This is a genomic window from Staphylococcus sp. SA22, from assembly GCF_054165785.1.
Window position 1 is genome coordinate 49,789 of the sequence record NZ_JBSZQY010000004.1, and the last position, 21,384, is coordinate 71,172.

The 21,384-nt window shown below is 34.4% G+C and carries 20 protein-coding genes; 17 read left to right on the forward strand and 3 right to left on the reverse strand.

The window, feature by feature from the left end:
- The first annotated feature begins 43 nt into the window (after positions 1-43).
- The 12 genes from ACXQH5_RS05220 (at position 44) to cntE (ending at position 11,495) form a co-directional block, all read left to right on the forward strand.
- Complete coding sequence (locus ACXQH5_RS05220; RefSeq protein ID WP_000824935.1) at positions 44-862, forward strand: SDR family oxidoreductase; 819 nt, start codon at positions 44-46, stop codon at positions 860-862.
- A gap of 263 nt (positions 863-1,125) precedes the next feature.
- On the forward strand, positions 1,126-1,488 hold the full coding sequence (locus ACXQH5_RS05225) for a hypothetical protein (protein WP_000910582.1): 363 nt from the start codon (positions 1,126-1,128) through the stop codon (positions 1,486-1,488).
- A gap of 466 nt (positions 1,489-1,954) precedes the next feature.
- Positions 1,955-2,086, forward strand: a complete 132-nt coding sequence (locus tag ACXQH5_RS05230) for a hypothetical protein (RefSeq protein ID WP_001791265.1) — start codon at positions 1,955-1,957, stop codon at positions 2,084-2,086.
- Positions 2,087-2,236: 150 nt separating this feature from the next.
- Positions 2,237-3,058: a histidine racemase CntK gene (gene cntK / locus ACXQH5_RS05235; protein ID WP_001081690.1), complete on the forward strand. Its 822-nt coding sequence runs from the start codon at positions 2,237-2,239 to the stop codon at positions 3,056-3,058.
- A 10-nt stretch (positions 3,059-3,068) separates the two neighbouring features.
- Entirely contained in the window at positions 3,069-3,887 is an 819-nt protein-coding gene (gene cntL / locus ACXQH5_RS05240; protein ID WP_001058840.1) for a D-histidine (S)-2-aminobutanoyltransferase CntL, read from the forward strand.
- The gene (gene cntM / locus ACXQH5_RS05245) at positions 3,880-5,181 is read left to right on the forward strand and encodes a staphylopine dehydrogenase CntM (RefSeq protein ID WP_000040590.1); all 1,302 of its coding nucleotides are present in this window, start codon (positions 3,880-3,882) and stop codon (positions 5,179-5,181) included. Before cntL ends, cntM begins: the two co-directional genes overlap by 8 nt.
- A gap of 142 nt (positions 5,182-5,323) precedes the next feature.
- On the forward strand, positions 5,324-6,922 hold the full coding sequence (gene cntA / locus ACXQH5_RS05250) for a staphylopine-dependent metal ABC transporter substrate-binding lipoprotein CntA (RefSeq protein WP_001229077.1): 1,599 nt from the start codon (positions 5,324-5,326) through the stop codon (positions 6,920-6,922).
- 12 nt (positions 6,923-6,934) lie between these two features.
- Complete coding sequence (opp1B, locus tag ACXQH5_RS05255; RefSeq protein WP_000472235.1) at positions 6,935-7,870, forward strand: nickel/cobalt ABC transporter permease; 936 nt, start codon at positions 6,935-6,937, stop codon at positions 7,868-7,870.
- Complete coding sequence (cntC, locus tag ACXQH5_RS05260) at positions 7,867-8,736, forward strand: staphylopine uptake ABC transporter permease subunit CntC (RefSeq protein WP_000584765.1); 870 nt, start codon at positions 7,867-7,869, stop codon at positions 8,734-8,736. The genes opp1B and cntC overlap by 4 nt, the downstream gene beginning before the upstream one ends.
- Positions 8,733-9,548, forward strand: a complete 816-nt coding sequence (cntD, locus tag ACXQH5_RS05265) for a staphylopine uptake ABC transporter ATP-binding protein CntD (RefSeq protein ID WP_000173873.1) — start codon at positions 8,733-8,735, stop codon at positions 9,546-9,548. The genes cntC and cntD overlap by 4 nt, the downstream gene beginning before the upstream one ends.
- Positions 9,541-10,290 carry an ABC transporter ATP-binding protein gene (locus ACXQH5_RS05270; protein ID WP_000590515.1) on the forward strand — a complete coding sequence of 250 codons (750 nt, stop codon included), beginning with the start codon at positions 9,541-9,543 and terminating at the stop codon, positions 10,288-10,290. The genes cntD and ACXQH5_RS05270 overlap by 8 nt, the downstream gene beginning before the upstream one ends.
- Positions 10,291-10,301: 11 nt before the next feature.
- Positions 10,302-11,495: a staphylopine family metallophore export MFS transporter CntE gene (gene cntE / locus ACXQH5_RS05275; RefSeq protein ID WP_000675402.1), complete on the forward strand. Its 1,194-nt coding sequence runs from the start codon at positions 10,302-10,304 to the stop codon at positions 11,493-11,495.
- A gap of 361 nt (positions 11,496-11,856) precedes the next feature.
- Here cntE and lnsB read toward each other — a convergent pair whose 3' ends face one another.
- On the reverse strand, positions 11,857-12,606 hold the full coding sequence (gene lnsB, locus ACXQH5_RS05280) for a CPBP family lipoprotein N-acylation protein LnsB (RefSeq protein WP_000072452.1): 750 nt from the start codon (positions 12,604-12,606) through the stop codon (positions 11,857-11,859).
- Positions 12,607-12,801: 195 nt separating this feature from the next.
- Between lnsB and ACXQH5_RS05285 the strand changes: the two genes are divergently transcribed.
- Complete coding sequence (locus ACXQH5_RS05285; protein WP_000143488.1) at positions 12,802-14,379, forward strand: FMN-binding glutamate synthase family protein; 1,578 nt, start codon at positions 12,802-12,804, stop codon at positions 14,377-14,379.
- Between the two features lie 167 nt (positions 14,380-14,546).
- Here the strand turns inward: ACXQH5_RS05285 and ACXQH5_RS05290 are convergent, their stop codons facing one another.
- The gene (locus ACXQH5_RS05290; RefSeq protein ID WP_000732085.1) at positions 14,547-15,002 is read right to left on the reverse strand and encodes a YehR family lipoprotein; all 456 of its coding nucleotides are present in this window, start codon (positions 15,000-15,002) and stop codon (positions 14,547-14,549) included.
- A 236-nt stretch (positions 15,003-15,238) separates the two neighbouring features.
- Between ACXQH5_RS05290 and ACXQH5_RS05295 the strand changes: the two genes are divergently transcribed.
- The 4 genes from ACXQH5_RS05295 (at position 15,239) to ACXQH5_RS05310 (ending at position 19,672) form a co-directional block, all read left to right on the forward strand.
- Positions 15,239-16,315: a M42 family metallopeptidase gene (locus ACXQH5_RS05295; RefSeq protein ID WP_001076677.1), complete on the forward strand. Its 1,077-nt coding sequence runs from the start codon at positions 15,239-15,241 to the stop codon at positions 16,313-16,315.
- Between the two features lie 344 nt (positions 16,316-16,659).
- The gene (locus ACXQH5_RS05300) at positions 16,660-17,322 is read left to right on the forward strand and encodes an ABC transporter ATP-binding protein (RefSeq protein ID WP_000923515.1); all 663 of its coding nucleotides are present in this window, start codon (positions 16,660-16,662) and stop codon (positions 17,320-17,322) included.
- Entirely contained in the window at positions 17,315-18,091 is a 777-nt protein-coding gene (locus tag ACXQH5_RS05305) for an ABC transporter permease (RefSeq protein ID WP_000072152.1), read from the forward strand. The genes ACXQH5_RS05300 and ACXQH5_RS05305 overlap by 8 nt, the downstream gene beginning before the upstream one ends.
- Positions 18,092-18,484: 393 nt before the next feature.
- The gene (locus tag ACXQH5_RS05310) at positions 18,485-19,672 is read left to right on the forward strand and encodes an MFS transporter (RefSeq protein WP_000026185.1); all 1,188 of its coding nucleotides are present in this window, start codon (positions 18,485-18,487) and stop codon (positions 19,670-19,672) included.
- 61 nt (positions 19,673-19,733) lie between these two features.
- Here ACXQH5_RS05310 and ACXQH5_RS05315 read toward each other — a convergent pair whose 3' ends face one another.
- On the reverse strand, positions 19,734-21,086 hold the full coding sequence (locus tag ACXQH5_RS05315; protein WP_000700919.1) for a carboxylesterase family protein: 1,353 nt from the start codon (positions 21,084-21,086) through the stop codon (positions 19,734-19,736).
- Positions 21,087-21,384: the final 298 nt, after the last annotated feature.

Sequence of the window (21,384 nt, forward strand, 5' to 3'; positions counted from 1 at the left end):
ATAAGGACTGTAAGTTTAAGATATGTTGTATAGGAGTGACTGAATGAAACGTTTGGAAAATAAAGTTGCAGTCGTAACAGGAGCAAGTACAGGTATCGGACAAGCTTCTGCAATCGCTTTAGCTCAAGAAGGTGCGTATGTATTGGCGGTAGACATAGCTGAAGCGGTATCGGAGACTGTCGATAAAATTAAAAGTAATGGTGACAAAGCAAAGGCTTATGTTGTGGATATTGCAAGCGAACAACAAATTGACAATTTTGCATCAGAAATTAGAGAACAGTTTGGGCATGTTGATGTGTTATTTAATAATGCCGGTGTGGATAATGCGGCTGGTAGAATTCATGAGTATCCAACAGACGTATATGACAAGATTATGAATGTAGATATGCGTGGGACATTTTTAATGACGAAAATGATGTTACCTTTAATGATGACTAAAGGTGGCTCTATTGTTAACACATCTTCATTTTCAGGACAGGCAGCAGATTTGTATCGCTCAGGATATAATGCTGCGAAAGGGGCAGTGATTAATTTTACTAAATCCATTGCAATAGAATATGGTAGAGATGGCATTCGAGCTAATGCAATTGCACCAGGTACGATTGAAACCCCGTTAGTAGATAAACTGACAGGTACTAGCGAAGATAAGGAAGGCGAAGCATTCAGAGAAAATCAGAAATGGATGACACCGCTGGGACGTTTAGGTAAACCAGAAGAAGTAGGCAAGCTCGTTGTCTTTTTAGCATCTGATGAGAGTTCATTTATTACTGGTGAAACAATTCGCATTGACGGTGGTGTTATGGATTACACATGGCCTGGCGAGATGTTGAGTGATGATTCGTGGAAGCGGACATTGGAATAATTGTTTTAAAATCGATATCCAGCGGAAAATAATTTGGCATGAAGTAGGCAATGTATGCATATTGTCACAATGACAGGCATATGAAGCGGAGATTAATTAATCTTTGAAAATCACATATTGTTCATTTGAAGTGTATTGCTTAAGGCTAGTTTTAACGTATTGTAGGTCGTGCATCTAATTTATCAGAATCTCGAGTTCGAACTTTTGGAGTATCTTTAAAATAAGTTGTATTTTGTCTATTCTAATAAATTAAGGAGAATTTTATGTTAAAAGAAAAAGAAAGTTTTAGATTGCTATATCAAGCTATAAGAGAGATTGCAGATAAAATTGGAGGTAATCAGTTAGAAACTAATTCCGTTAGTTTATTATTATTGGACTTTGATTTTGAACATGAAGTATTTGATGAATTGCATCTTGCGATTTTAAAATATTTAAATACAGTAAGTATAGAGAACATAAGTCATAGTGAGCTTTTGAATTTAATAGGAAATACGATTCCAGAAGATCGAGAGATTAACACGTTTGTAAAAAATAAAATAATAATTGGCTTTGCTAATAATTATTTCCCTGAATTACAAGTATTAGCAAACGAAATAAAATCTGATATGGCTAGTTCATTAAAATAATGATATTTTTATTTGAATTTTTAAAGCTTTGTACGAAATTGTACAAAGCTTTTTTGGTGCGCATTGCATGGGTAACAACTTGACGATGAAAATCCGTTACAGGATTGGTAATAGGAAATGTTAGCGAAAGACAAGGGTATCCATTGTAGATTAACAAAAGGACGTTTCCACTAGTGTGGGTTATTCTCACTAAACCAATACGCAGAGACAACTTACGTAAAATTTTGAACTGACGAGAACGGAACTTCTACTCAATTATTGATAAAAATTTTCAAAAAGACTTGAATGTGCTGAGAATACGATGTTTATGGAGGGATTCACAAATTATAAATGAGCATTCATTTACAACCTTTATTGACAATGATTCTCAACTAATATAGTATATAATCAAATCGTAATAGTTACGATTTGTTTTCTGCAACTTTTTTGAAGTTTTAGTTGAGGTGAAAACTGTAAAAGCATCTAAGTGAATGTAGTTAACGGACAACTGCATTCGCTTGTAGAGCCACAAGAAGCAACTTTAAATAAGGTTTACGGTTGCATGTTGATGCAACAACCGATTACTAAGTCATGCTTTCCACTTTGCGGATTAGCATGACTTACCTAATAAATGGGAAACTATTAGGTTCATCTTCTAAAAAATTACAGGTATAGAGGAATACAGTTGTTTGCTTCGCAACAACTGCATAAGAGCCTCTAGTAATTAAAATTACAGAGGCTCTAAAAAATACATCTAAAGGAGTGTCGTATGAATCGGCAGGTTATAGAATTTTCTAAGTATAATCCTTCGGGGAATATGACGATACTTGTTCATTCAAAACATGATGCTAGTGAATATGCATCTATCGCCAATCAGTTGATGGCCGCAACACATGTATGTTGTGAACAGGTAGGCTTTATAGAATCAACACAAAATGATGATGGCAATGATTTTCACTTAGTCATGAGCGGTAATGAATTTTGCGGTAATGCGACGATGTCATATATACATCATTTGCAGGAAAGTCATTTGCTTAAAGACCAACAGTTTAAGGTGAAGGTATCTGGCTGTTCGGATTTAGTGCAATGTGCAATTCATGATTGCCAATACTATGAAGTTCAAATGCCACAAGCCCATCGTGTTGTGCCAACAACAATTAATATGGGTAATCATTCATGGAAAGCAATAGAAATTATTTATGAAACATATGTACATTATGTGATTCCAGTTAATCAAGTAACAACAGAAATTCAACATTTGGTTGAAACATATGTGCGTGAGCAACAATGGAATCACAAATATAAAACAGTAGGTATGATGCTTTTTGATGAACAACGTCAATTTTTACAGCCATTAATCTATATACCAGAAATACAAAGTTTAATTTGGGAAAATAGCTGTGGTTCTGGTACAGCATCAATTGGGGTTTTTAATAATTATCAACGTAATGACGCATGCAAAGATTTTACAGTACATCAGCCAGGGGGCAGTATTTTAGTGACATCAAAGCGATGTCATCAATTGGGATATCAAACTTCAATTAAAGGACAGGTTACAACTGTAGCTACAGGAAAAGCATATATAGAATAAGGAGCCTACAATGAATAACTTTAATAATGAAATCAAATTGATATTACAACAATATTTAGAAAAGTTTGAAGCGCATTACGAGCGTGTATTACAAGACGATCAATATATCGAAGCATTAGAAACATTGATGGACGACTATAGTGAATTTATTTTAAATCCTATTTATGAACAACAATTTAATGCTTGGCGTGACGTTGAAGAAAAAGCACAATTAATAAAATCACTGCAATATATTACAGCGCAGTGTGTTAAACAAGTGGAAGTCATTAGAGCTAGACGTCTATTAGACGGACAGGCGTCTACCACAGGTTACTTTGACAATATAGAACACTGTATTGATGAAGAGTTTGGACAATGTAGTATAGCTAGCCATGACAAATTATTGTTAGTTGGTTCAGGTGCATATCCAATGACGTTAATTCAAGTAGCAAAAGAAACAGGTGCTTCAGTTATCGGTATTGATATTGATCCACAAGCCGTTGACCTAGGACGCAGAATCGTTAACGTCTTAGCACCAAATGAAGATATAACAATTACGGATCAAAAGGTATCTGAACTTAAAGATATCAAAGATGTGACGCATATCATATTCAGCTCGACAATTCCTTTAAAGTACAGCATTTTAGAAGAATTATATGATTTAACAAATGAAAATGTCGTAGTTGCAATGCGTTTTGGTGATGGCATCAAAGCAATATTTAATTATCCGTCACAAGAAACAGCGGAAGATAAGTGGCAATGTGTGAATAAACATATGAGACCACAGCAAATTTTTGATATAGCACTTTATAAAAAAGCAGCTATAAAGGTAGGTATTACGGATGTCTAAATTATTAATGATAGGCACTGGTCCGGTCGCAATCCAATTAGCGAATATTTGCTATTTAAAATCAGATTATGAGATTGATATGGTTGGACGTGCCTCAACATCAGAAAAATCAAAACGCTTATATCAAGCGTATAAAAAAGAGAAACAATTTGAAGTCAAAATACAAAACGAGGCGCATCAACATCTGGAAGGTAAGTTTGAAATTAATCGTTTGTATAAAGATGTAAAAAACGTTAAGGGTGAATACGAAACGGTTGTCATGGCATGCACAGCAGATGCTTATTATGACACACTACAGCAATTGTCGTTAGAAACTTTGCAAAGTGTCAAACATGTCATTTTAATTTCACCGACATTTGGATCGCAAATGATTGTGGAACAATTTATGTCTAAGTTCAGTCAGGATATCGAAGTGATTTCATTTTCAACTTATCTTGGCGATACACGTATTGTTGATAAAGAAGCACCTAATCATGTGTTGACAACAGGTGTAAAAAAGAAATTGTACATGGGATCGACACATTCAAACTCAACAATGTGTCAACGAATCTCTGCTTTAGCTGAGCAGTTGAAGATTCAATTAGAAGTCGTTGAATCGCCACTGCATGCTGAAACACGTAACAGTTCGCTTTATGTGCACCCACCACTATTTATGAATGACTTTTCATTGAAAGCCATTTTCGAAGGAACGGATGTACCGGTTTATGTGTATAAGTTATTTCCTGAAGGACCGATAACGATGACATTAATCCGTGAAATGCGTTTAATGTGGAAGGAAATGATGGCTATTTTACAAGCATTTAGAGTGCCGTCAGTCAACCTGCTTCAATTTATGGTGAAGGAAAATTATCCAGTACGTCCTGAAACTTTGGATGAAGGTGATATTGAGCATTTCGAAATCTTGCCAGATATCTTACAAGAATATCTGCTTTATGTAAGATATACCGCAATCCTTATTGATCCATTTTCACAGCCAGACGAAAACGGACATTACTTTGATTTTTCAGCTGTACCATTTAAGCAAGTCTATAAAAATGAACAGGATGTTGTTCAAATTCCAAGAATGCCAAGTGAGGATTATTACAGAACAGCGATGATTCAGCATATTGGGAAAATGCTAGGTATCCAAACGCCAATGATTGATCAGTTCCTAACTCGCTATGAAGCAAGTTGCCAGGCATACAAGGATATGCATCAAGATCAACACTTATCTTCTCAATTTAATACAAATTTATTTGAAGAAGATAAAGCACTCGTCACAAAATTTTTGGAAATCAATAGAACGCTTTCATAATAAGGGTTTGAAGTTTTATAATAGAAAAAAATTATTGAATTATGTTTGACATTTACATAAAAATAAGCAAATAATTGAGAAAAATAATCATTACGATTTGATTAAGTAATGCAACTTATCAATTTAGAAAGAGGAAAAGCAAATGAGAAAACTAACTAAAATGAGTGCAATGTTACTTGCATCAGGGCTAATTTTAACTGGTTGTGGCGGTAATAAAGGTTTAGAGGAGAAAAAAGAAAACAAGCAATTAACGTATACGACGGTTAAAGATATCGGGGATATGAACCCGCATGTTTACGGTGGATCGATGTCTGCTGAAAGTATGATATACGAGCCGCTTGTACGTAACACGAAAGATGGGATTAAGCCTTTATTAGCTAAAAAATGGGATGTGTCTGAAGATGGGAAAACATACACGTTCCATTTGAGAGATGACGTTAAATTCCATGATGGTACGCCATTTGATGCTGACGCAGTTAAGAAAAATATTGACGCAGTTCAAGAAAACAAAAAATTGCATTCTTGGTTAAAGATTTCAACATTAATTGACAATGTTAAAGTTAAAGATAAGTACACGGTTGAATTGAATTTGAAAGAAGCATATCAACCTGCATTGGCTGAATTAGCGATGCCTCGTCCATATGTATTTGTGTCTCCAAAAGACTTTAAAAACGGCACAACAAAAGATGGCGTTAAAAAGTTCGATGGTACTGGTCCATTTAAATTAGGTGAACACAAAAAAGATGAGTCTGCAGACTTTAACAAAAATGATCAATACTGGGGCGAAAAGTCTAAACTTAACAAAGTACAAGCAAAAGTAATGCCTGCTGGTGAAACAGCATTCCTATCAATGAAAAAAGGTGAAACGAACTTTGCCTTCACAGATGATAGAGGTACAGATAGCTTAGACAAAGACTCTTTAAAACAATTGAAAGATACTGGTGACTATCAAGTTAAGCGTAGTCAACCTATGAATACGAAAATGTTAGTTGTCAATTCTGGTAAAAAAGATAACGCTGTCAGTGACAAAACAGTCAGACAAGCGATTGGTCATATGGTAAACAGAGATAAAATTGCCAAAGAAATTTTAGATGGTCAAGAAAAACCAGCAACTCAATTATTTGCGAAAAATGTAACAGACATTAATTTCGATATGCCAACACGTAAGTATGACCTTAAAAAAGCAGAATCATTATTAGATGAAGCTGGTTGGAAGAAAGGTAAAGACAGCGATGTTCGTCAAAAAGATGGTAAAAACCTTGAAATGGCAATGTACTATGACAAAGGTTCTTCAAGTCAAAAAGAACAAGCAGAATACTTACAAGCAGAATTTAAGAAAATGGGTATTAAGTTAAACATCAATGGCGAAACATCAGATAAAATTGCTGAACGTCGTACTTCTGGTGATTATGACTTAATGTTCAACCAAACTTGGGGATTATTGTACGATCCACAAAGTACTATTGCAGCATTTAAAGCGAAAAATGGTTATGAAAGTGCAACATCAGGCATTGAAAACAAAGATAAAATATACAACAGCATTGATGACGCATTTAAGATCCAAAACGGTAAAGAGCGTTCAGACGCTTATAAAAACATTTTGAAACAAATTGATGATGAAGGTATCTTTATCCCTATTTCACACGGTAGTATGACAGTTGTTGCGCCGAAAGATTTAGAAAAAGTATCATTCACACAATCACAGTACGAATTACCATTCAATGAAATGCAGTATAAATAAAGGAGCGTTTAGATGTTCAAATTTATCTTAAAACGTATTGCGCTCATGTTTCCATTGATGATTGTAGTAAGTTTTATGACATTTCTATTGACGTATATTACAAATGAAAATCCAGCTGTGACAATTTTACATGCACAAGGAACGCCAAATGTAACACCAGAGTTGATTGCAGAAACGAATGAGAAGTACGGTTTCAATGATCCATTATTAATTCAATATAAAAATTGGTTACTTGAAGCGATGCAATTTAATTTTGGTACAAGCTACATTACAGGTGATCCTGTTGCTGAACGCATTGGTCCAGCATTTATGAATACATTGAAATTAACAATAATTTCAAGTGTTATGGTGATGATTACATCAATTATTTTAGGTGTAGTTAGTGCATTAAAAAGAGGAAAGTTCACTGATCGTGCGATACGTTCAGTGGCTTTCTTTCTAACTGCATTACCATCATATTGGATAGCTTCAATACTTATTATTTACGTTTCAGTGAAGTTAAACATATTGCCGACTTCTGGATTAACAGGTCCAGAAAGTTACATATTGCCAGTGATCGTTATTACGATTGCCTATGCTGGTATTTACTTTAGAAATGTTAGACGCTCGATGGTGGAACAATTAAATGAAGATTATGTACTTTATTTAAGAGCAAGCGGTGTGAAATCTATCACATTAATGTTGCATGTGTTGCGTAATGCTTTACAAGTTGCGGTATCAATCTTTTGTATGTCTATACCAATGATAATGGGTGGACTAGTTGTTATCGAGTATATCTTTGCATGGCCTGGACTAGGTCAATTAAGTTTAAAAGCAATACTTGAACATGATTTTCCAGTCATTCAAGCATATGTATTAATTGTAGCGGTATTATTTATTGTATTTAATACATTAGCAGATATCATTAATGCGCTATTAAATCCAAGATTAAGGGAGGGCGCACGATGATAATTTTAAAACGATTATTACAAGATAAAGGTGCAGTGATTGCTTTAGGCATTATTGTATTATATGTCTTTTTAGGATTAGCAGCACCACTTGTGACATTTTATGATCCTAACCATATTGATACAGCAAACAAATTTGCTGGCATGAGTTTTCAACATCTACTAGGTACGGACCATTTAGGTAGAGATATTTTAACTAGGTTAATTTATGCGATTAGACCAAGTTTGTTATATGTCTTTGTTGCGCTATTTGTTTCTGTACTTATTGGGTCTATTTTAGGATTCTTATCAGGATATTTCCAAGGGTTTGTTGACGCCTTAATCATGCGTGCGTGTGATGTTATGTTGGCATTCCCAAGTTATGTTGTAACGTTAGCATTGATTGCATTGTTTGGTATGGGTGCCGAAAATATTATCATGGCATTTATATTGACGCGTTGGGCATGGTTCTGTCGTGTTATACGTACAAGTGTTATGCAGTACACTGCTTCTGACCATGTAAGATTTGCTAAAACAATCGGTATGAATGATATGAAAATTATTCACAAACATATTATGCCGTTAACATTAGCAGATATTGCTATCATTTCTAGTAGTTCGATGTGTTCAATGATCTTGCAAATATCTGGCTTTTCATTTTTAGGATTAGGTGTCAAAGCGCCTACTGCAGAGTGGGGTATGATGCTTAACGAAGCTAGAAAAGTGATGTTTACACATCCTGAAATGATGTTTGCGCCAGGTATTGCCATAGTGATTATAGTGATGGCATTTAACTTCTTATCTGATGCTTTACAAATTGCCATTGATCCCCGCATTTCTTCTAAAGATAAACTTCGTTCTGTGAAAAAAGGAGTGGTGCAATCATGACATTGTTAACAGTTAAGCATTTGACGATTACAGATACCTGGACGGATCAACCACTCGTGAGTGATGTGAATTTTACATTAACTAAGGGTGAAACTTTAGGCGTTATTGGAGAAAGTGGTAGCGGTAAATCAATTACATGCAAATCGATTGTAGGTTTAAATCCAGAACGATTACGCGTAACAGGTGATATAACCTTTGATGGTAAGCCAATGTTGTCGTTATCGGAAGCACAATTGAAAAAATACCGTGGTAAAGATATTGCGATGGTCATGCAACAAGGTAGTCGTGCCTTTGACCCATCAACTACTGTCGGTAAACAAATGTTTGAGACTATGAAAGTACATACGTCAATGTCTACACAAGAAATTGAAAAGACATTGATTGAATATATGGATTATTTAAGTTTGAAAGATCCCAAACGTATATTAAAATCATATCCTTACATGTTATCAGGAGGAATGTTACAGCGATTGATGATTGCTTTAGCGTTAGCTTTGAAACCAAAGTTAATCATTGCTGATGAGCCGACAACGGCTTTAGATACAATTACACAATATGATGTACTGGAAGCATTTATAGATATTAAAAAACACTTTGACTGTGCGATGATTTTCATTTCACATGATTTAACGGTTATTAACAAGATTGCAGACCGTGTTGTTGTGATGAAAAATGGTCAACTGATTGAGCATGGTACGCGTGAATCAGTCTTGCATCATCCAGAACATGTTTATACGAAGTATTTATTATCCACTAAGAAGAAGATTAATGATCATTTTAAACATGTGATGAGGGGTGATGTACATGATTAAAATTAAAGATGTTGAAAAGTCATATCAAAGCGCACATGTTTTTAAGCGTCGTCGAACACCTATCGTGAAAGGTGTGTCATTTGAGTGTCCAATCGGTGCGACGATTGCGATTATCGGAGAAAGTGGTAGCGGTAAATCGACATTGAGTCGTATGATATTAGGTATTGAGAAACCGGATAAAGGCTGTGTAACCTTAAATGATCAACCGATGCATAAGAAGAAAGTGAGACGTCATCAAATTGGTGCGGTATTTCAAGATTATACGTCATCATTACACCCATTTCAGACTGTTAGAGAGATCTTATTTGAAGTGATGTGTCAATGTGATGGACAACCTAAAGATGTTATGGAAGTCCAAGCAATTACATTGTTGGAAGAAGTCGGTCTATCTAAGGCATACATGGATAAATACCCTAATATGTTATCAGGTGGAGAGGCACAGCGTGTTGCGATTGCGCGCGCAATATGTATTAACCCTAAATATATTTTGTTTGATGAAGCCATTAGTTCACTCGACATGTCAATTCAAACACAAATATTAGATTTATTGATTCATTTACGTGAAACGCGTCAGTTGAGTTATATTTTTATCACACATGATATTCAAGCTGCCACGTATTTATGTGATCAATTAATTATTTTTAAAAACGGAAAAATAGAAGAACAAATTCCGACAAGCGCATTGCATAAAAGTGACAATGCTTATACAAGAGAATTAATAGAAAAACAACTATCATTCTAAGGAGTGAGATAATGAAAGGTGCAATGGCTTGGCCCTTTTTGAGATTATATATATTAACATTGATGTTCTTTAGTGCCAATGCAATCTTAAACGTGTTTATACCTTTACGAGGGCATGATTTAGGCGCAACGAATACGGTTATCGGTATCGTTATGGGGGCATACATGTTAACAGCAATGGTATTTCGACCATGGGCAGGACAAATTATTGCTCGTGTCGGTCCCATTAAAGTATTAAGAATTATTTTGATTATCAATGCCATAGCTTTAATTATTTATGGTTTTACTGGCTTAGAAGGTTATTTCGTAGCACGTGTTATGCAAGGTGTGTGTACGGCATTCTTTTCTATGTCTTTACAGCTAGGTATTATTGATGCATTACCAGAGGAACATCGTTCTGAAGGTGTATCATTGTACTCGCTATTTTCAACGATTCCAAACTTAATCGGACCATTAGTTGCCGTAGGTATTTGGAATGCAAATAATATTTCACTATTTGCAATTGTCATTATCTTTATCGCATTAACAACAACATTCTTTGGCTATCGCGTGACCTTTGCTGAACAGGAACCCGATACGTCAGATAAGATTGAAAAAATGCCGTTTAACGCTGTAACTGTTTTTGCGCAATTTTTCAAAAATAAAGAGTTGTTGAACAGTGGTATTATCATGATTGTTGCATCGATTGTATTTGGTGCAGTTAGTACATTTGTACCGTTATACACAGTGAGTTTAGGATTCGCGAATGCGGGAATCTTTTTGACAATACAGGCCATCGCAGTTGTTGCGGCAAGATTTTACTTAAGGAAATACATTCCGTCAGATGGTATGTGGCATCCTAAATATATGGTATCTGTACTATCATTATTAGTGATCGCGTCATTTGTAGTGGCATTTGGTCCGCAAGTAGGTGCAATTATTTTCTATGGTAGTGCAATATTAATAGGAATGACACAAGCAATGGTGTATCCAACATTAACATCATACTTAAGTTTCGTCTTACCAAAAGTAGGTCGTAATATGTTGTTAGGTTTATTTATTGCCTGTGCAGACTTAGGTATATCGTTAGGTGGCGCATTGATGGGACCTATTTCCGATTTAGTAGGATTTAAATGGATGTATCTAATTTGTGGTATGTTAGTCATTGTAATAATGATTATGAGTTTATTGAAAAAACCAACACCACGCCCAGCAAATAGTCTTTAATGAAGTGAATTAAAGCATATTAAGTTAATAAATATTTAAATTTTAAAAGGTATATTGAGCATGGCGATTCATGGGAGTGGGACAGAAATGATATTTTCGAAAAATTTATTTCGTCGTCCCACCCCGGCAAGGTTGACTAGAATTGAAAAAAGCTTGTTACAAGCTCATTTTCGTTCAGTCAACTACTGCCAATATAACTTTGTAGAGCATTGAACATTGATTTATGTCTCAAGCTCTCTATATGGCTCGTTTTTAGAACGACAGTATATCTAAATAAAGCACGCTTAAAAGTGAGTTGTGATACTGACTTTTAAGTGTGCTTTTTGATGTGTATGGATAATGGATAATATTCTGAAAAATTTTACATGAAAATATGCAAAACGAGTATAACTGCTAATTGATAGAAATAGCTCACCATAAAATTACGGTTTGATTTTAAATATAAGTAAGTCGCACTACTAGCTAGTATCAATGCTGGAATGAATTCCCACCATGTATTAATGTATGGATAATAGTACAGTGTTTCAAGGATAACGGATAATACTATTGTAATCTTTAAAGGTATTAATCTGCTTAATTCTTGAATTAAAATATGACGGAAAATAAGTTGACAAATCAAAGTATTTAATATAATGGTTAACGAAAATATAGCTATTAAACTGATGGAACCATATTCTCTAATGAGCGGGTAAATGTCAAAGACAGTAAAGGAATCTACATTTAGTGCGAAAATATCGAAATGATTTAAAAGTAAAAAGAGTACGATACTTAATGTAAATGATATAAGAATATGCCATTTATATTTAGCACTGGCAACGATTTGCGAACGTATCATTGGAACAAATGCATCTTCATGCATCCGACGAAAAATAGCTAGTGAAATAATAACTGCGAGTAAATAGCTGATGTTCATTGAAATAGGAAAAGAGAAACCCCATGGGGCTTGTTGAGTGAATACAGCTACTAACCCAAAAGTTAAAAAAACGATAATGATTGGCAAGATGTTAACCAAAAATATATAAAGGAAAATAAATCCAATATCACGTTTGAAAAAACGCGATTGTTCGGTAGCGTATTCTTCTTCTATGTAATGTTTATTTGTATTTGACATAGTATACCTCTTAAATAGTTGTATTATATATATATACTTTAGCACATATTACTTTGTATTGTATGTTTTATACATTAAAATTTAAAATGAAAAACATATCATAAAATTGTTTTATAAAATGAAGCGCTTCCATTGTGTTTTATTTTGTAAGGTGTATCATAAATATTGAATTGAAATTTTGGGGGAGGGATTGTAATGACGTTTCTTACAGTCATGCAATTTATAGTTAATATTATCATTATAGGCTTCCTACTTACGGTCATGGTTATCGGGCTTATTTGGTTAATTAAAGATAAAAGACAATCACAACATAGTGTATTAAGGAATTATCCTTTACTAGCACGTATTAGATATATTTCAGAAAAAATGGGACCGGAATTACGTCAGTATTTATTTTCTGGGGATAATGAAGGGAAACCTTTTTCACGTAATGATTATAAAAATATCGTTTTGGCTGGAAAATATAACTCTCGTATGACCAGCTTCGGTACTACTAAAGATTATCAAGACGGCTTTTACATACAGAACACAATGTTTCCGATGCAACGTAATGAGATTTCAGTAGATAATACAACATTGTTATCAACATTCATTTATAAAATCGCGAATGAGCGTTTATTTAGTCGTGAAGAATATCGTGTACCGACAAAGATTGATCCGTATTACTTAAGTGATGATCATGCAATAAAATTAGGTGAACATTTAAAACATCCGTTTATTTTAAAACGTATCGTAGGGCAATCTGGTATGAGTTATGGAGCATTAGGAAAAAATGCCATTACAGCTTTATCTAAAGGTCTAGCTAAAGCGGGCACTTGGATGAATACAGGTGAAGGTGGCTTATCAGAATATCATTTAAAAGGTAATGGGGATATCATTTTCCAAATTGGTCCCGGTTTATTTGGTGTTCGTGATAAGGAAGGTAATTTTAGTGAAGGTTTATTTAAAGAGGTCGCACAGTTATCTAACGTACGTGCATTTGAGCTGAAGTTGGCACAAGGTGCTAAGACTCGTGGTGGTCATATGGAAGCTGAAAAGGTAAACGAAGAAATTGCTAAAATCCGAAATGTTGAACCTTATAAAACAATCAATTCACCTAACCGTTACGAATTTATTCATAATGCTGAAGATTTGATTCGTTTCGTCGATCAGTTGCAGCAATTAGGTCAAAAACCAGTAGGATTCAAAATTGTAGTAAGCAAAGTTTCAGAAATTGAAACACTTGTACGTACGATGGTGGAATTAGATAAGTATCCAAGCTTTATTACGATTGATGGTGGTGAAGGTGGTACTGGTGCAACATTCCAAGAATTACAAGATGGTGTTGGATTACCGCTATTTACAGCTCTACCTATTGTGTCTGGCATGTTAGAAAAATATGGTATTCGAGATAAAGTGAAATTGGCGGCATCTGGTAAGTTAGTGACACCAGATAAAATTGCGATTGCACTAGGTTTAGGTGCAGATTTTGTTAATATTGCACGTGGCATGATGATTAGTGTCGGTTGTATTATGAGTCAACAATGTCATATGAATACATGTCCTGTAGGTGTTGCAACGACAGATGCGAAAAAAGAAAAAGCATTGATTGTTGGAGAAAAGCAATATCGTGTCACAAACTATGTAACAAGTTTGCATGAAGGCTTATTCAATATTGCAGCAGCTGTTGGCGTATCCAGTCCTACAGAAATTACTGCTGATCATATTGTATATCGAAAAGTCGATGGTGAATTGCAAACGATACATGATTATAAATTAAAACTCATTAGTTAACTTATTTATTTCGGGAAAATGAAAGCAGCGGATTTTAGCGTTACTGCAAATAATTTTATATTAGTAGTGGATGTTGGTCACACAAGAATTTCAAATATTAAAGCCCTCAGAATATGAATTAAGGTTTGTAACCTTAGTCTTATCTGAGGGCATTTTTATGTTATAAACTATTTGTCGTCCATTTTATCTTTTTCTTTTAAGCCTCTGTGCTTTAATTGCTTTTCAAGTTTTTCAAAACTAATATCTTTATTTTCTTTAGTTGAAACACCAAGACGTTTATTTAATTTTTTCATGTCAACTTCTGTGTAATCTATGTCTAAGTGTTCAATTGCTTTTTTATCTTTATAGTCTACATTGTATTTTACGCCTTTAAGGTCTTTGAAAATACTTTCAGATTTGGCGAATAACTTTTTGGCTTCGTCTTTATCCATACCTAGATCGTCATATTTAATTGTGTTGATTGTAGACTGTTTTAAAACTTTATCATCTTTATATGTGATAGAAGTTAGTACATGTTTACCACTAACATCACCTTCATATGTTTTGGTTTGTTCTTTACCACAAGCTGATAATGCAATGATACAAACTAATGCTACTACAATTAATGAACATAATTTTTTCAAAGTCAGTCGCCTTCTTTCGATATTTGTATTATAAAGAAATTATAACATTTACTAAAAAATGATGTTATTCAAAAATTTAAATTTTGTCATTTTTTTGAAGATATGAGGTTTTTTAAGTGTACTTCTCACAAAAAGTTAAAAATATTTAAGCATGAAAACGATAAAGCGGTAGGGAACGTTTTTCTGAAAGTTAGTGATACAATAGTTTTAAGTTGAAATACAGGAGGATGAATAACATGAATCAGTCAGTCAAATTACTTAAACATTTAACAGATGTAAACGGCATTGCTGGTTATGAAATGCAAGTTAAAGAAGCAATGCGTAACTATATAGAGCCTGTCAGTGATCAAATTATTGAAGATAACTTGGGTGGCATTTTTGGAAAGAAAAATGCTGAGAATGGTCAATACTCAATTATGATTTCTGGTCATATGGATGAAGTTGGTTTTATGGTAACAAAGATTGATAAACATGGTTTTATTTCATTTACGCCAGTTGGTGGATGGTGGAATCAAGTCATGCTATCTCAAAAAGTAACGATTACAACAGATTCAGGCAAAGAAATTAGAGGTATCATCGGTTCTAAACCGCCGCATGTCTTAACGCCTGAAGAACGTAAAAAGCCGATGGAAATCAAAAATATGTTTATAGATATTGGTGTTAGTAGCAAGGAAGAAGCTGAAGAAGCTGGCGTTGAAGTAGGCAATATGGTTACGCCATATAGTGAATTTGAAGTGCTTGCAAATAATAAATATTTAACTGCGAAAGCATTTGATAATCGCTATGGCTGTGCATTAGCTGTTGAGGTATTAAAACGTTTAAAAGATGAAAATATTGGCATTAACTTATACAGTGGTGCCACAGTGCAAGAAGAAGTTGGGTTACGTGGTGCGAAAGTGGCAGCGAATACAATTAAACCAGATTTGGCGATAGCCGTCGATGTGGGTATTGCTTATGATACCCCAGGTATGTCAGGTCAAACGAGCGATAGTAAACTAGGCGGTGGTCCAGTTGTTATTATGATGGATGCTACAAGTATTGCGCACCAAGGTTTGCGCAAGCATATTAAAGGTGTAGCTAAGAAACATAACATCGAAGTACAATGGGATACGACACCAGGTGGAGGTACAGATGCGGGAAGTATTCATGTCGCAAATGAAGGTATTCCAACGATGACAATAGGTGTCACGTTACGATACATGCACTCTAATGTATCGGTACTCAATGTGGATGATTATGAAAATTCTATCCGTCTTGTTACTGAAATTGTCCGTTCATTGAATGATGAAACTTATAAAAATATAATGTGGTAGTCAAATCCATAAATAATAAAGAAAGTCTTTAATATGATGTCATGCAAGAACTAAGCTAGATTCTTAGTTAGCATGAGATGTCATGTTAAAGGCTTTTTATTTTCAAAAAGTGAGAATAAGTCACTGCAGTGTACTTCAATTTTGACATAAATATTAAAAAAATTTTCCGGAATGAAATGGCACTAAATTTTTCAAAAATGGGAATACTATATTTGATATGGCTTATTAGAGCGATTTTAAGGGGTAATAAGCATTGACTAGGTCGACTTATAGGTAAGCACACTATTCAAGAAAAGGAATACCCTATTATATCGAAATAACTCATGATACGAGGAGGGGGAAATATGTTGTTAGAGATAAAAGATTTAGTGTATGAGGCAAGTGATAGAGTCATACTAAACCATATTAATTTAAAAGTAGATAAAGGTGAAACCATTGCGATTATTGGTCCTTCAGGTAGTGGTAAAAGTACATTTCAAAAATTAATATGTAATTTAATTAGCCCAACCAGTGGAACGCTTTACTTTAAAGGTAAACCATATGATGATTACGAACCAGAAATATTACGCCGTCACATTAGCTATTTGATGCAACAAAGCGATTTGTTTGGTGAAACGATTGAAGATAATATGATTTTTCCGTCTCTTGCACGTAATGATAAATTTGATAAGAAGCGTGCCAAGCAATTGATTAAAGATGTAGGTTTAGGACACTATCAGCTAAGTTCTAAAATAGAACATATGTCAGGTGGCGAGCGTCAAAGGATCGCGATTGCACGCCAATTAATGTATACCCCAGACATCCTTCTATTAGATGAATCAACAAGTGCGTTAGATATTAATAATAAAGAAAAAATAGAAAATATCATTTTTAAATTAGCAGATCAAGGCGTGGCAATTATGTGGATTACCCACAGCGATGACCAAAGTATGCGACACTTTCAAAAGCGTATAACCATTGTTGAAGGTCAAATTTCTAATACAGAGGAGTTGAACCAACATGAGTAATACGGCATTAGGACTGACGGCATTGCTATTAGTTATTCCAATCATCATTTCTTATAAAGAAGGTCTACATATTATTAAAGATTTGATTGTGGCGACACTACGTGCGGTCGTACAATTAATCATTTTAGGATTCTTACTGCACTATATTTTTAAAATTAATGACAAATGGCTATTAGTATTATGTGTATTTGTCATTATTGTCAACGCATCATGGAATACGATTAGTCGATCATCACCAGTCATGCACCATGTCTTTTTGATTTCCTTTGTTGCTATCTTTGTTGGAACGGCATTACCGCTTGCAGGTACTATTGTGACAGGGGCCATCCAATTTACAGCCAATGAAGTTATACCTATCGGCGGCATGCTTGCTAATAATGGCTTGATTGCAATTAATTTAGCTTACCAAAATTTAGATCGTACATTCGTACAAGATGGTACTAATATTGAATCTAAATTATCACTTGCAGCTACACCTAAATTGGCTTCTAAAGGTGCAATACGTGAAAGTATTCGTTTAGCTATAGTGCCAACAATTGATTCAGTTAAAACATATGGGCTTGTGTCGATTCCTGGTATGATGACAGGCTTAATTATTGGTGGCGTACCACCTTTACAAGCGATTAAATTTCAATTGTTAGTCGTGTTTATTCATACAACTGCGACCATTATGTCTGCTTTGATTGCGACATATTTAAGCTATGGTCAATTTTTCAATGCAAGACATCAATTAGTAGCACGAAATACGGATGTTAAGAGTGAGTCATGATAGATTTTACCGCATCAGATTTAGGCATTAGTTTTAATTGGAAATGAAGTGATGCACACATATAGTAATGCTATTATTTAGCGCAGCGAAAATATTCATAAAGGCACGCATACTTTGTAGTCAGTTATCTGTTCTGACATATAAAGCGTGCGTGCTTTTTTGGAGTCATTGTTGAAACTGAAGTAATTATACATAATTATTAAATGACATACTTGTGTTAATTTTTCAAATACTGAAAAACAATTTCAATAATTTTCCAATTAAGCACAGAAAATTAAAGCAAAATATTATATAATAGAACGGTTATATATAAAATTGTGTTGCACACATTTTTAATAAATCGTTATTCTAAGGGAAATGAATATCGGAAATTTTGTTGAAAGGAGTTTTAAAATGTCAATCATGCGACTATTTACATTCATTTTAAGTATTTTTATCGTAGGAATGGTTGAAATGATGGTTGCAGGAATTATGAACTTGATGAGTCAGGACTTACATGTATCAGAAGCTGTCGTTGGTCAATTAGTGACAATGTACGCTTTAACATTTGCGATATGTGGACCTATTCTGGTTAAATTAACGAACCGTTTTTCATCAAGGCCTGTATTATTATGGACATTATTTATATTTATCATTGGTAATGGCATTATTGCTGTAGCGCCAAATTTTTCAATATTAGTAGTTGGTAGAATTATCTCATCTGCAGCAGCAGCACTAATTATCGTAAAAGTATTAGCTATTACAGCGATGTTATCAGCACCTAAAAATCGTGGCAAAATGATTGGACTTGTCTATACAGGGTTTAGTGGTGCCAATGTTTTTGGTGTACCAATTGGAACGGTTATCGGCGATTTAGTAGGTTGGCGCTATACATTTCTATTCTTAATTATTGTGAGTATTATTGTTGGCTTCTTGATGATGATCTATTTACCGAAGGATCAGGAAATACAACGAGGCCCTGTGAATCATGAGGCACCTTCTCATGAAAATCATGTTACTTCGAAAATATTAAGACCTGCTGAAGTAGCAAAATATTTAATTATTACGTTTTTAGTATTGATTGCAAACTCAGTGACATTCGTCTTTATAAATCCACTTATTTTATCTAATGGTCATGATATGTCATTCGTTTCATTAGCACTTCTAGTAAATGGAATCGCTGGCGTTATTGGAACATCATTAGGTGGTATATTCTCCGATAAAATTACAAGTAAGCGTTGGTTAATGATTTCTGTTTCTATTTTTATCGTCATGATGTTACTTATGAATTTAATTTTACCTGGTTCAGGTCTATTGTTAGCAGGACTATTTATTTGGAATATCATGCAATGGAGTACTAATCCAGCAGTGCAAAGCGGTGTGATTCAACATGTTGAAGGCGACACAAGCCAAGTAATGAGTTGGAACATGTCTAGTTTAAACGCTGGTATTGGTGTTGGAGGCATTATTGGAGGCTTGGTCATGACACATGTTTCTGTTCAAGCTATCACGTATACGAGTGCCATCATTGGCGCATTAGGATTAATCGTTGTTTTCACATTGAAAAATAATCATTATGCTAAAACATTTAAATCATCATAATTCTCATATGAAAAGCACGCCTGCTATCAAATTCAGGTGTGCTTTTTTAGATGCTATAACGTTATTGATATGAGCGATAATAGCGACGTTCATTATGATACATCGGCCAAGGCATTTTACCGCTTTTAGCAAAATTAGCTAAATCATTTTGCATTTGTCGACTTAAAAATTTAAGGTGAGCAGTTGTTGGATATTGATGTGCTGCTAATATTTGTAAGTTTCCGAACCAAAATACCATATCTAGAATATGGTAAGCACTGCGATAGTGTGCGCTAGAAGTATCATGCCATGCAAATTCAGCAAGCCATAGTTTTGCGTTTGAATCTTGTATATTGAGTTGTTGTAAAAATTGCTTCATCGGCTGTTTGAAATAACAATGTGTAATCGCTAAAGATTGTTGCTTCGCCGTCTGAACATCTTCGTATTTTAAAGGAATATCATTTAATTCCATAATGTCGATAAAGCGTTGCGGCGATAATTTTTTCTGTTCACTAGTAATATAAATATCGCCTTCATCTTTTGTATAACATGCAAAAATTGGTTTCGTTGTTGGATAATTATTTTGTATATAATCTGTTTTAATAGGCGCATATATTAAATCAAGCCCTTTAGAAGGTCCTCGAGATTGTTTTAGCTTCGCCATCAGCATAAGAATATCATCTGTCGATAATGATGTAACATCATCTGTATCTAAATAATCGAGCATCATTTTTTGGAAATGTTGTGCTTTATTGCGTGCACTCTCAAGGGTGTCTAATCGTAGTGCGCCACTTAGCAGAACGACTTTATGGAAGTATGGCTCAATGTCAGGTATTTTAAGTAAAGTCAAAATGCTCATACTGCCTGCAGACTGACCCATTAAAGTAATGTTATTAGCGTCGCCACCGAAGGATTCAATAAATTGATGCACCCATTTTATGACATTGATTTGATCTGAAAGTCCATTATTGGAATGAAAATCTTTATTAAAATATGACCAGTCTAAATATCCTAATGCGCCTAAACGATAATTGCATGTAATAACGATAATGTCGTTATTTTGTACTAAATGTGCCGGTTGATAGAGTTCGGCTGTACCATGACCATTTTCAAAACTACCACCATAAAAATAAATGATGACAGGTTTCTTCGTCTGATCATTATGTTGTTTCCAAATATTTAGATATAAACAGTCTTCATGTTCAGTAAAAGTTGTAGATTGTGAGGAGAAAAAATCTTCTAATTTGTTGTCTGGTTGCGGTGGGATGGGTTGTATTTCAGTTGCATCAATTGGCTCTGACCATTGTGTTTTTAACGTAGAATGTTTAAAGCGATTGTCATGAACTGGTGGTTCTGCATAAGGAATGCCTAAGAAGATATCTAAACCATCTTGTGTAATACCATGAATTTGACCACCTGTAGTATTAATCTTCATATTTATTAACCTCCTTTATCATCCCCAATTTAATCATACCACGGTCTATAGATGATAGGTGACAAGTATAACAAGACAATTTTGTGACTGAATCAGACGAGCTTGATATCTGTTTTAACTCAAACCATTTTCAGCATTATATGATGTTCTTCTACAGTGACATTTCATTACAATATCACTCTCACCATCTTGTTATGTTAGTTATTTATAACCCATTTTCAAAATAAAAAACCAACCAAGATGTTGAAATCAATGGTTGGTTAATGTGTGTGTTGAAATCATATATGGCACTGCATTT